Consider the following 12049-nt stretch of genomic DNA (forward strand, 5'->3'; position numbering starts at 1 on the left):
CGCAGGGCGTGGTGCCCGTTTGCGCGTTCCCGCAGGACGCTGGAGCGGCGGCGGGAAATCGCTTGCCCAAACCCCTGTTTTCGTGTGATTTATTCCCCTAGGATCTAATCCCGTGCGTACAGAACATACCCTCGCCTACGATTCCCCGGCTGCGAACTGGCTCGAGGCACTGCCACTGGGAAACGGGCGGCTCGGAGCAATGGTGTTCGGCGGCAGGGCGCTCCCGGAAGGGGCAGCCGGCGGGGCGCGGGAGCATCTCTTCCAGCTGAACGACGGGTCCGCCTGGTCCGGATCGCCGCACAGCCAGGACCTCCAACCACACTTCAGCCGCGAACGGGCCGACCGTATCCTTGCCGAAACCCGGCGGCTGATCCAGGAGGGCGATTTCACCTCTGCCCACGAAACACTGAAAGAACTGCAGCACCGCCATGCGCAGTCCTACTTGCCCTTCGCGGACCTTTTCCTCACCATTGCCCTCTCCGGCGATCAGGGCAGCCCGGCTGCAGCGGACCAGGCAGGCTACAGCCGATCCCTTGACCTGGCCCGCGCCGTCAACTCCACCCGCTACGAAGTGGATGGCCGCACCGTCAGCGTGGAGGCCTTTGCGTCCCACGACCCGTCCGCGCTGGTGATTATGGTGGAAACAGAGGCACCGCAGGGCCTGGACCTGACCCTGCGCCTGGACTCACAGCTGCGCATCCTCCGGCGGACCGGGGCACCCACGGCGGGGCCGTCGTCGACAGGCCTTGAACTGAAGCTTCCCAGCGATGTCCCACCCTCGCACGACGGCGGCGCCGTGGAGTATTCCGACGACGATTCCCTGAGCCTCCAGGGCGCGGTAGTGGCGGCTTGGGAGCATAACGGCACCGAAGCAGCAAGGGACGACGGCGGCCTGGCCGCCATGGGGGCACGCCGCGCCGTCCTGTATGTCACCACGGAGACTACCTTCCGCGGGCTGGGCCGGCAGCCCGAGGGTACAGCGGCAGAGGCGGCGCACGCTGCCCACAAGACCCTCGCCACTGCCATGGCTGCGGGGCCGGAGGCGCTGCTTGCCCACCACGAAAACAGCCACGCGGAGCTCTACGATGCCTGCAGCGTCACCATCAATGGACCGGCTTGGGCGGGCGTCAACACCGCCCAACGCCTGGCCGCAGCCAACACCCACTCTGAAGGGCCCCTCGCCGCGGACCCCGGGCTGGCGGCGCTGCTCTTCAACTACGGGCGCTACCTGCTGATTTCCAGTTCGCGGACCGGGGCGGCGGGAGCACGCGGCGGAACGGCCTGGCGCGGGACGCCGGCCAACCTGCAGGGCATCTGGAACCACCAGCTGCAGGCCCCGTGGAGCTCCAATTTCACCACCAACATCAACCTGCAGATGAATTACTGGGGAGCCGAACCCACAGGTCTCGCTCCGTGCGCCGGGCCCTTGTTCGCACTCATCGAGGCGCTGCAGGAGACCGGCGTGGCCACCGCCAGGGAGTACTACGGCGCCCGCGGCTGGGCGGTGCACCACAATTCGGATATCTGGGGTTACAGCAAGCCCGTGGGCCATGGCTCGCACTCGCCGGAATGGTCGTTCTGGCCGATGGCCGGGCTGTGGCTGGTCCGACACCTGTGGGAGCACCTGCGTTTTGGCGCACCCGACAGCACAAGGCTCGACTCCGCAAAAGCCGACACCGCTGCCGGAGAACGCTTCGCCCGGGACACTGCCTGGCCCGCCATCCGGGGCGCAGCCGAATTCGCGCTGGATCTGCTGCTGGAGTTCCCGGACGGTACCTTGGGCACCAGCCCCTCCACTTCGCCGGAAAACAGTTTCACGGCACCGCGCCCGGACGGTAGCAATGCCCGGGCGGCGGCCGCGGAATCGTCCACCATGGACCTGACGCTGATCCGGGACGTGTTCCTCATGCTGGGCTCCCTCGCCGAGGACCTTGGACTGGAAGCGGACCCGGTACTGGCCGAGGCCAAAGCTGCCCTGTCGCGCCTTCCGGAGCCTGTACCCGGCCGTGGCGGCAGGCTCCGCGAGTGGCTGGCCGACCCGGAAGAGTGGGAGCCGGAACACCGCCACGTCAGTCACCTGTACCTGGCCTACCCCGGGGACACGCCCCTGACGCCGGCCCTCGAAGCCGCTGTGGGTACCAGCCTGGACGGCCGCGGCGACGAATCCACCGGTTGGTCGCTTACCTGGAAAATCCTGCTCCGGGCCCGCCTCCGCCAGCCGGACAAAGTCAGTGACCTCCTCAGGCTGTACTTCCGGGACATGGCAACGGACCGCGGCGGCCAAAGCGGCGGACTGTACCCCAACCTGTTCGGGGCGCACCCGCCCTTCCAGATCGACGGCAACCTCGGCTTTGTGGGCGGCTTGGCAGAATGCCTCGTCCAGAGCCACCGCACCTCGAACGGTATGCCGGAAATCGAGCTGCTGCCGGCGCTGCCCCGGGAACTGCCCGACGGCGCCGCGCACCGCCTCCGCGCACGCCCGGGTGTGGAGGTGGACCTGGAATGGCACGACGGCCAACTGACCGGCGCAGCATTGACCTCCCCGACGGCAAGAGACGTCCTGGTGCGCCATCGTGGGACTGCCCGCGAGCTTCATCTGGAGCCGCATCAGGCAACGATTCTGAACGTGGCGTCCTTTATCCCCGCGGGGGAGCCCGCATGACATACGATTCCCAAAAGTTCCAGCCAAACCAGATCTGACAGGACCTTCAGCATGCCCCTTTTCGACCTCCCCCTTGCCCAGCTCCGCGGCTACACCTCCGAGGTCACGCCGCCGTCCGATTTCCAGGAGTTCTGGGACGCCACCATCGATGAGGCCAGGACCTTCCCGCTCAACGCAGCCTTCGAGCCAGTAGAGAACTACTTGACGGTCATCGACACCTTCGATGTGACCTTCGCCGGATACGCTGGCGCTCCCATCAAAGGCTGGCTGCATCTCCCGGCGAACCGTCCGGCCGGAAGCCAGCTTCCCGTCGTCGTGCAGTACATCGGTTACTCGGGCGGCCGCGGCCTGGTCAACCAGGACACCAAGTGGGCGCAGGCCGGATACGCGCACTTCATCATGGACACCCGGGGCCAGGGCTACGGCGGGACGCTGGGGGAGACGGCGGATCCGCACCCCTCCGCGGGCGAGGTGGCGCACGCCGGCCTGATGACCAGGGGAGCGGGCAGCCGCGAGGACTACTACTACCGCCGCGTTTACGTTGATGCCTTCCGGGCCGTGGAAGCTGCCCAGTCCCATCCGGAGGTGGACTCCACGAGGGTGGTCCTGGCCGGCGTCAGCCAGGGCGGTGGCATTGTGGTGGCCGTCGCCGGGCTCGTGGCAGGACGACTCGACGGCGTCATCGCCGCGTTGCCCGACGTCCCGTTCCTGCAGGACTTCCCGCGCGCCATCGACATCACGCCCCGTGGGCCCTACCCGGAGATCGCTGCTTTCCTGGGCAGGCACCGGGACCGGTACGAGCACATGCTCGCCGTGCTGAACTACTTCGACGGCGTCAACCTGGCCCGTTCAGCCACCGCCCCGGCACTCTACTCGGCCGCGCAGATGGATGACATCTGCCCGCCCTCGACAGTGTTTGCCAGCTTCAACGCCTACGGCTCGGGCACGGCTGACTCCTCGGGCACCGGGGCGGCCAAGGACATCGAGGTTTACCGGTTCAACAACCACGAAGGCGGTCAGGAGTACCACTGGATTAAGCAGCTGCAGTTCCTGCGGAAGCTCGCGGGTTGAGCCGGTGTAAGCGGTAAATACTGAGCTTGTTCGCGGATCCTGACCCTCACGGTTCGGATCCGCGAACAAGCTTGGGAGCCCTGTATTACGGCACGATTTTGCGGCGGCCACCGGGTGCGGTTATGGTCTTGGCTATGACTAACCGTTGGTATGCGTATTTTTCGTTGGCTCTGGAGGGGCCCGCGTCTAACTGACACGCATCCAACTTTCCTTCAGAGCCAGCAGGGCAGAGATGATTCTCTGCCCTTCGCCATTTTCCCGGCGGGCTCTGATCTGGGTCCGCCTTCCTTTCCCGGAACAGGACCCACCATGAGCACCGCAACAGCCGCCACATCCACAGAGCCCTCACCACGCGCCGCCGCGCATGCAGGCGCGCCGGCCGCAAAAACCACGTCGAACTTGCGCGTCAGCGAGTTCACGGCCCTGCCCACTCCCCAGGAGCTCATCGCCGAGCTGCCACTGGACGCCCGGGTGACTGACGTCGTCGAACGCGGACGCGATGAAGTCCGGGCCATCATGGACGGCGTGGACGACCGCCTCCTGGTGATCGTGGGCCCTTGCTCCATCCACGACCCCAAGGCCGGCCTGGAGTACGCCCGCCGGCTGGTCAGCCAGGCCGAGAAGCACAAGGAAGACCTGCTGATCGTTATGCGGACCTACTTCGAGAAGCCCCGGACCACCGTGGGCTGGAAGGGCCTCATCAACGATCCGCGCCTGGATGGCAGCCATGACATGGTGACGGGGCTCCGGACGGCCCGCCAGTTCCTGCAGCAGGTCACCGCCCTTGGACTCCCCACGGCCACGGAGTTCCTGGAACCCATCAGTCCGCAGTACATGGCGGACCTGATCTCCTGGGGCGCGATCGGGGCACGGACCACGGAAAGCCAGATCCACCGCCAGCTGGCCTCGGGCCTTTCCATGCCGATCGGCTTCAAGAACGGGACCGACGGCGATCTGCAGGTTGCCATCGACGCCTGCGGAGCTGCCGCGGCGGCGCAGGCTTTCCTGGGCATCGACGGTGACGGCCGGGCAGCACTGGTGGCCACCGCCGGGAACCCGGACACCCACGTCATCCTCCGAGGCGGTCGCAAGGGGCCCAACTACTCGGCGGCCGACGTCGAAAGCGCTTCCGACAAGCTGGCCGGCAAGGGGCTGAACCCACGACTGGTCGTGGATGCCAGCCACGCCAACAGCGGCAAGAGCCACCACCGCCAGGCCGAAGTTGCACTGGAGATCGGTTCGCAGCTGGAGGATGGCGGACCCTCTGCCGACGCCATCGCCGGCGTAATGCTGGAGAGCTTCCTCGTGGGCGGTGCGCAGAACCTTGACGTCAACGAACACGCCGCCGGACGCTCGGAACTGGTGTACGGCCAGAGTGTCACGGACGCCTGCATGGAATGGGACGTCTCCGTGTCGGTGCTGGACCAGCTCGCCTCGTCGGCACGCAAGCGCCGTACGGGGAAATGATTACCCCCAGTGACTTTCACAATAGCCCCATGAACCTCTAGAGTATCTAGCACATGGTTGGTGGATGGCTCAGCATCGGCACACCGCAATGGCATAAACCTGGGGTCACTGTTGTCCATCCGTCAGCAAAGGAATAAGGGAAATGTCCGCAGAACAGAACTTCTCAAACGCGAAGTTCCTGACCGTGGCCGAAGTGGCCGAGGTCATGCGCGTCTCCAAAATGACCGTGTACCGGCTGGTCCACTCAGGTGAAATGCCCGCAGTGCGCTTCGGCCGTTCCTACCGGGTCCCGGAAAGCGCCGTTGAACAGTATCTTAAAGGCGCCGTTGTGGACGGCCACTCCGAGACCGCCTGAGCGGCCCTGTCAGTGGGTGCCCTGGATAAGCGGTACCCTGTTAAGGAACGTTTTACGTCATTGTAAGAATCTGTCGGTTGTTTCAGTCTGTAGCTCTGTCCACGGACCTTTCCATCAGACAGGTACTGCATCTAGTTTGTGAGGAACTTTCGTGGGTTCAGTTATTAAGAAGCGTCGCAAGCGTATGGCCAAGAAGAAGCACCGCAAGTTGCTTCGCAAGACGCGCCACCAGCGCCGCAATAAGAAGTAGAGATACTTCGAACTGCGTGAAATGCCCGTTGCCTTCCCGGCAGCGGGCATTTTGTTTTGCCCCCACCCAACTAGGTAGCAGCAGATGTCGTTTTGAGGGCCTATAACGACATCTGCTGCTACCTAGATGCGGGGGCCGCGGATGCGGGAGAAGCCGCGCCAGAGGCCGTACACGACGCCGCCGGCTGTGGCGGCTTTAAGGCCCAGGGTGGCGGCGCGGCGGCCGGAGCGGAAGTCATACACCGGCCAGTTATTGTCCCGGGCATGGCGGCGGAGCCTGGCGTCCGGGTTGATGGCGACGGGGTGTCCCACGAGGGTCAGCAGCGGTATGTCGTTGTAGGAGTCGCTGTAGGCCCAGCAGCGCCTGAGGTCCAGTCCCTCGGCGTCAGCAATGCCCTGGACGGCCACAGCCTTCGCAGAGCCGTGCAGGATGTCGCCCACAAGGCGTCCGGTGTACATCCCGTCCGCCACCTCACCGACGGTGCCCAGCGCACCGGTCAGCCCGAGTCGCGTGGCGATGACCGTTGCCACCTCGATGGGGGTGGCCGTGACCAGCCAAACCCGCCGGCCAACCCGCAGGTGCTGTTGGGCCAAGGCTTTTGCTCCCGGCCAGATCCTGGAGGCGATCATCTCGTCATAGACTTCTTCGCCGAGAGCCTTCACGTCCTCAACAGTGATTCCGGCGGCGAGGTTGAGGGCGGAGTCGCGGACCGCATGGACGTCATCCATGTTCTCGCCGCGCGTCACAAACTTGAACTGCTTCCACGCGAATCCGGCGGCCTGGACCAAGGTGAACGCTCCGCGCTGGTGCATCTTGCGTGCCACGTGAAAAAGGCTGGCGCCCTTCATGAGGGTGTTATCGACGTCGAAGAACGCCGCCTCGCCGGTCTGCGGTACCGCAGCCGGCTGTGTGAGAACTGCGACGTACTTCTCCTCGGGCATGTCCCCGAGTCTAGTCAATGCGTGCGGCCCCTCCTGCCGCGTGGCCGTGCGCCGCGCTGTCCGCCACTAAAGGGGGATACGGTTAAACCATGCCAAAACCGCAGGTTGTCCTGATCACCAAAGCCGACTGTCACCTGTGCGCGGACGCGCGCGACGCCGTCGGGCGGGTAACAGCCTCCTTGGGGCTTGAGTGGGCGGAACAGCCCGTGGACCAACTGCCCGAGTTGCGTGACCGCTATGCCGAGGAAATCCCCGTAGTGCTCGTGGACGGCATCCAGCGTGATTTCTGGAAGATCGACGAAGCCCGGCTGGAGCGCGCCCTGCGGCGCGCCATGGCGGAGTAGGGCTGGTTCCGGGCCATGGTTCAGGCTTTGTTGGCAGCAAGCGCAGGGCTCTAGAGTGGAGTCACAACGCGACGCAAGGGAGGGGATAGTGACTTCACTGGATTCATCTCCCCAGTCTGTCCAAGGCGATTCGGTTGCGCCGGGCGTACAGGACGACAAAACCGCTGCCAAGCAGATTCCGCCGGCGGCCGTGGCCAGGCTGACCCTGTACCTTCGGGCGCTTAATACCTTGCTGGCCGAAGGCGTGGAGCGCGTATCCTCGGAGTCGCTGGCGGAATTGTCCGGCGTCAGTTCCGCCACGTTGCGCAAGGACCTCTCGCATGTGGGCTCCTATGGCACGCGGGGCGTCGGCTACGAAGTCCAGTACCTCAGCCGCCACATCGCTGCAGCCCTCGGGCTGACCCACGACTGGAAAGTGGCTATCGTCGGCGCCGGTAACCTGGGCAAGGCGCTCGCCAGGTACGGCGGCTTTGAGTCCCGGGGCTTCGACGTCGTAGCCATCTTTGATGCCGACCAGATGGTGGTGGGCAATGAGGTGGGCTGGCTGCGGGTCAGCGACGTTGCAGACCTCGAAACCGTGCTGCAGCGGACGGGCGCCAACATGGTGGTTCTGGCTTTGCCCGCCGCAGTGGCGCAGGACGTGTGTGACCGCGTCGTCGCCGCCGGCGTCCATAGCATCCTGAGCTTTGCGCCCGTGATGCTCCAGGTGCCCGACACCGTAAACCTCCGCAAGGTGGACATGGCCACCGAACTCCAGATCCTGGCCTACCACGCGCAGCGGGCGCAGACCCCGGGCCAGACCGCCTAGCAATCCTGCGGCTCCGGGATCCACGCCCGCTGGGTGTGGTTTCTATGGTTGGTCAGCGCCGGCATGTCTTCCGGTTGACCGTAAGGCTAGCGGCCGTAGGGGTTTCCCGGCTGGCCGTAGGGGTTGGCGAACGGCTGCTGCTTGCGGAAGTACGGAGCCGCTGCCGGCAGGTACAGCAGGACGATGGCTGCGATGCCCATCAGCGTTCCCAGTGTTCCGATGTTCGGCACCTGGAAGAGCCCAAAGATGGACAGTGCCGCGAATACGGTTCCGAGGATCCGGGCCCAGTTCTTGCCCTTGCGGATGAAGATAGCCACCAATGCGTAGAGCGCGGCTCCGATGATGGCGAAGACCACCAGAGTGCCGGCAATAACGCCCTTGATGTCCTCGTAGGGGATCTCGCCGCCGGCGCCGCCACTTTGCATGGCATCTTCGAAGGTGCTTCGCATCAGCGGGTCATCCAGCTGGCCAACGCCGATCAGCATGCTAATGACGTAAATAACGCCCGAGGCGATCAGGAGCCAGAAGGAAATGTTGACCAGCTGGGGGACTCCGTTGCTGCTCGTAGCCGCCGGCTGTTCGGACGGGTACTGTGCGTACGGAGACTGCCCGTACTGCTGGCCAAATGGCTGCTGGCCGTAGGCCGGGGCCTGCGGCGGGTTCTGACCATACGCCGGCGGGTTCTGGCCGTACTGGGGTGCCGGTGTGCCCGTTTCGCCATACTGTGGGGTGTTTTGGCCGTACTGGGGTGCCGGTGTGCCCGTTTCGCCATACTGTGGGGTGTTTTGGCCGTACTGCGGAGCGTTCTGTCCGTACTGCGGGGCAGGGGGCGTGGGCTGGCCAAACTGCGGTGCGTTCTCGCCGTAGCGCGGAGTGGGGGGCTGGCCGCCGGATTCGGGCTCGTTGGGAGGCTGGACTGGGGGAGTACTCATGAGCGGTCCTTTGCAGGTCGAAGTGCGGATCGGCTGCCGGGATCGGTGCACTGGCCCTACCCCCAGCAAGGCTTACTTCCACCGTACCCCCGGGCGGCTCCGTAGCGGGTCATTCCGGAGAGGTATTCCGGCTTCATTCCGCCTTAGTCGGCGAGAGCGCGAAGCGCTGGGAAGGCCGCAGCCTGGCGGGTACGCCGGCCGCGGCCTTCAGTAAACAACATAACCGGCAGGTCAGGCGCGGCCCTTGACTGCGGTGAACCATGCCTGCGAGTTGGGCAGCCACATCAGAACGGTTGCCCCGGCGCTGATCAGGAAGCCGAGCCAGTTGTTGCCGATCCCATCGCCCACGCTGCCGCCAATGATGGCGAGGACCAGCGAGACACCGGCCACGATGGTGAGGGCCAGCCGGGCCCACTCCCGGCCTTCCTTCATCTTCAGCGCGAGGATAATTTGGGCGACACCGATGGCCAGTGCCACCAGGACCAGGAGGAGGACCAACATGGCCGCCGCGGGGGCAACCGTGAACAGTGCCAGCGCCCCGAAGAGTCCCAGGAGGCCGCCCAACACGCCCAAAATGCCGCCGATGAGCCAGATCCAGTAGGACACCTTGAGTTCGGTGGGCAGCCCTGTGACGTTGAACATGCCGGAGAACCCGCCCGTGGGCAGCACATCGTTGAAGTTTCGGGGGCCGTCAGTCGGCATCTCGAAGTGGAAGCCACCCTGCTGGCCCGGCTGGCTGTGGGGCTGGCCGGGTTGAGCGGGCTGCTGGTAGGCCTGGCCCGGGGCCTGGTATCCCTGTGGTGGCGGCTGGTAACCCTGCGGCGGCTGGTAACCGGCGGGAGGAACGTTGCTGGCAGGCGGCTGGGCGCCCGGCTGCTCAGGCTGCGGTACTTCACTAGGGTTGGTCATGGCTCTCACTGTAGACCGCAGGTTCCCTGTTATCTAGGAGATTTGCGGCGAAATCGCAGGGAACGGCAGGGGTTTTCCACAGGATAGACCTACGGGCACGAACGCCGGACACAGGGCATCCCCCACAGCCGCGGCACTCAGGTACGCCGGTTTAAACGCCACCGCCCGGCAGCTGGACCACTCAGTGGATCCGGCGGCCGGGCGGCAGCAGGCAAAATTATGCAGCGGGCGCGATGAACGCGAGCTCCAGGTTGATGGCAACCTTGTCGCTGACCAGCACGCCGCCGGCTTCCAGCACGGCGTTCCAGGTCAGGCCGAAGTCCTTGCGGCTGATGGTGGTCTCAGCGGAGACGCCGGCGCGGGTGTTACCGAACGGGTCCACGGCCACGCCGTTGAACTCTGTTTCCAGGGCCACCGGGCGGGTGACGCCTTTGATGGTCAGGTCGCCGGTCAGCTCGTAGGTGTTGCCCTTGGCCACCAGGCCGTTGGAAACGAAGGAGATTTCCGGGAACTTCTCCACGTCGAAGAAGTCCTCGCCGCGGACGTGGCCGTCGCGGTTCACATCGCCGGAGTCGAAGCTGGCCGTCTTGATGGTGGCGCTGATCTTGGAGTCCGCCACGTTCTCAGCCAGGTCCAAGGTTGCTGCGGCATCCTTGAACTGGCCGCGGACCTTGCTGATGCCTGCGTGCCGGACAGTGAAGCCGATTTCGCTGTGTGAGTTGTCCAGGGTCCAGGTGCCGGTGGTGATGTCTGCGGGAAGTGACATGGTGTTTCTCCTTGGGAGTGTGTCGGGTAGTACTGGGAATGGTTGACGCTTCATTTGTTGAAGTCTCAACTAACTGCTGCATTCAGTATAAACATGCATTTGCATCTTTTGTTCCCACTTCCGGAACATTTTTTGAGAATCTTCAGTTCTACTGGATGTAGAAGATTTCGGATAGCACGCCATCTTTGAGAAACTGGTAAACATGCCCCAAGCCACTGTCCATCTGCTCCGCCACGGCGAGGTCCATAATCCCGACGGCGTTCTGTACGGCAGGCTGCCCGAATTCCACCTCTCAGAGCTGGGACGGGAAATGGCACAGACGCTCGCCGCGCACTTCAGCGAGCGTGCGGCCCTTGGCGCACGGATTGTCTATCTCGCGGCGTCTCCGCTGACCAGGGCCCAGGAGACAGCAGTGCCCACGGCCGAAGCACTGCACCTTGAAATCCACACGGACGAGCGCATCATTGAGGCCGAGAACTACTTCGAGGGCATGAAGGTCACCAAGGCCGAGCTCCGCAAGCCCAAGCACTGGCCGCATTTGGTCAACCCGCTCAGGCCGTCCTGGGGAGAGCCCTACAAGGCGCAGGCGGCCCGTGTCCGGGCTGCGGTCCAGGATGCCAGGCTCCGCGCCATTGAGCTGGCCGGTGACGACTACGGATCCGATGGGCCCGAGGCCATCATGGTCAGCCACCAGCTTCCCATCTGGGCCACCCGCCTCAGCGCCGAGGGACGTCCCCTGTGGCATGATCCGCGCAAGCGCGAGTGCACGCTGACGTCCATCACCTCCCTGGTGTTCGACGACGACGGCTCCCTCCTGCGCGTTGTGTACAGTGAGCCCGCTGCCGCACTTCTTCCCGGTGCCGCCAGCACCCCGGGGGCCTGACCGTGGCACCCTTCCGTTCCCAGGACACCCGCGCCACCTCCGGCCAGACCGCCTCCGGCCTGGCAACGTCCCGCCGCGCTGTGCTTGCCGCGGGTGGCGCGGCCCTGACCGCCCTGACCCTGGGCCTGTCGGCGTGCGCGCAGGAGGATGCCTTGGCCAAGCAGGCCAAAGCAGGCGACAACAAGAACTATGTTGCCGGGGACGGTTCGGTCACCGAGTTCGCCGCAGCCGACCGCAAGGCCGCCGTCGCCATCAACGGCACGCTCTTCACAGGCACCGCGGTAACCCCCGCCGACTTCCAGGGCAAGGTGACGGTCCTGAACTTCTGGTTTGCAGCCTGCGCACCCTGCCGCGTGGAGGCACCCATCCTGGAGGAGCTGCACCAGGAGTTCAAGGAGCAGGGCGTGCAGTTCCTCGGCGTCAACCTCCGTGATGAAAAAGCCACCGCCGAGGCCTTCGACAAAACATTCAACCTGACCTACCCCAGCTTCGACGACAAGAACGGCGGCGTTCTCCTGGCCGTCTCCGGGCTGGTCCCGCCCGGCGCAGTCCCCACCACTCTGGTCCTCGACAAGCAGGGCCGGGTGGCCTCGCGCGTGCTGGGCGAAATCCAGAAGGGCACCCTCAAAGCCCTCATTACCGCTGCTGTGGCAGAGTAGCG

At 65.1% G+C, this 12049-nt stretch carries 13 protein-coding genes; 9 read left to right on the forward strand and 4 right to left on the reverse strand.

Going from position 1 to position 12049, the window contains the following annotated elements:
- The first annotated feature begins 112 nt into the window (after positions 1–112).
- The 5 genes from V9L17_RS12085 (at position 113) to V9L17_RS12105 (ending at position 5805) form a co-directional block, all read left to right on the forward strand.
- On the forward strand, positions 113–2662 hold the full coding sequence (locus tag V9L17_RS12085; RefSeq protein ID WP_337351594.1) for a glycoside hydrolase family 95 protein: 2550 nt from the start codon (positions 113–115) through the stop codon (positions 2660–2662).
- A gap of 51 nt (positions 2663–2713) precedes the next feature.
- Positions 2714–3733 carry an acetylxylan esterase gene (locus V9L17_RS12090; RefSeq protein WP_337351595.1) on the forward strand — a complete coding sequence of 340 codons (1020 nt, stop codon included), beginning with the start codon at positions 2714–2716 and terminating at the stop codon, positions 3731–3733.
- A 309-nt stretch (positions 3734–4042) separates the two neighbouring features.
- The gene (locus tag V9L17_RS12095) at positions 4043–5200 is read left to right on the forward strand and encodes a 3-deoxy-7-phosphoheptulonate synthase (protein ID WP_337351596.1); all 1158 of its coding nucleotides are present in this window, start codon (positions 4043–4045) and stop codon (positions 5198–5200) included.
- A gap of 142 nt (positions 5201–5342) precedes the next feature.
- On the forward strand, positions 5343–5555 hold the full coding sequence (locus V9L17_RS12100) for a helix-turn-helix domain-containing protein (protein WP_058931377.1): 213 nt from the start codon (positions 5343–5345) through the stop codon (positions 5553–5555).
- Between the two features lie 151 nt (positions 5556–5706).
- The gene (locus V9L17_RS12105) at positions 5707–5805 is read left to right on the forward strand and encodes a 30S ribosomal protein bS22 (protein ID WP_003792170.1); all 99 of its coding nucleotides are present in this window, start codon (positions 5707–5709) and stop codon (positions 5803–5805) included.
- 122 nt (positions 5806–5927) lie between these two features.
- Here V9L17_RS12105 and V9L17_RS12110 read toward each other — a convergent pair whose 3' ends face one another.
- On the reverse strand, positions 5928–6746 hold the full coding sequence (locus V9L17_RS12110) for an HAD family hydrolase (RefSeq protein ID WP_337346056.1): 819 nt from the start codon (positions 6744–6746) through the stop codon (positions 5928–5930).
- Between the two features lie 89 nt (positions 6747–6835).
- Here V9L17_RS12110 and V9L17_RS12115 point away from each other — a divergent pair, with 89 nt between their 5' ends.
- Both V9L17_RS12115 and V9L17_RS12120 read left to right on the forward strand, forming a co-directional pair.
- On the forward strand, positions 6836–7090 hold the full coding sequence (locus tag V9L17_RS12115; RefSeq protein WP_337351597.1) for a glutaredoxin family protein: 255 nt from the start codon (positions 6836–6838) through the stop codon (positions 7088–7090).
- Between the two features lie 88 nt (positions 7091–7178).
- Positions 7179–7898 carry a redox-sensing transcriptional repressor Rex gene (locus V9L17_RS12120; protein WP_337351598.1) on the forward strand — a complete coding sequence of 240 codons (720 nt, stop codon included), beginning with the start codon at positions 7179–7181 and terminating at the stop codon, positions 7896–7898.
- Between the two features lie 86 nt (positions 7899–7984).
- Here V9L17_RS12120 and V9L17_RS12125 read toward each other — a convergent pair whose 3' ends face one another.
- From V9L17_RS12125 to V9L17_RS12135, 3 genes are all read right to left on the reverse strand, one after another.
- Positions 7985–8830, reverse strand: coding sequence for a Yip1 family protein (locus tag V9L17_RS12125; RefSeq protein WP_337346059.1), 846 nt, complete (start codon positions 8828–8830; stop codon positions 7985–7987).
- A gap of 231 nt (positions 8831–9061) precedes the next feature.
- On the reverse strand, positions 9062–9739 hold the full coding sequence (locus V9L17_RS12130; RefSeq protein WP_337351599.1) for a hypothetical protein: 678 nt from the start codon (positions 9737–9739) through the stop codon (positions 9062–9064).
- Positions 9740–9956: 217 nt separating this feature from the next.
- Positions 9957–10505, reverse strand: coding sequence for a YceI family protein (locus V9L17_RS12135; protein WP_337351600.1), 549 nt, complete (start codon positions 10503–10505; stop codon positions 9957–9959).
- Positions 10506–10707: 202 nt separating this feature from the next.
- Here V9L17_RS12135 and V9L17_RS12140 point away from each other — a divergent pair, with 202 nt between their 5' ends.
- The gene (locus V9L17_RS12140; RefSeq protein WP_337351601.1) at positions 10708–11388 is read left to right on the forward strand and encodes a histidine phosphatase family protein; all 681 of its coding nucleotides are present in this window, start codon (positions 10708–10710) and stop codon (positions 11386–11388) included.
- Positions 11389–11468: 80 nt separating this feature from the next.
- Complete coding sequence (locus tag V9L17_RS12145) at positions 11469–12047, forward strand: TlpA family protein disulfide reductase (protein WP_337346282.1); 579 nt, start codon at positions 11469–11471, stop codon at positions 12045–12047.
- The last annotated feature ends 2 nt before the right edge of the window (positions 12048–12049 follow it).

Source organism: Pseudarthrobacter sp. CCNWLW207 (assembly GCF_037203945.1).
Classification (GTDB): domain Bacteria; phylum Actinomycetota; class Actinomycetes; order Actinomycetales; family Micrococcaceae; genus Arthrobacter.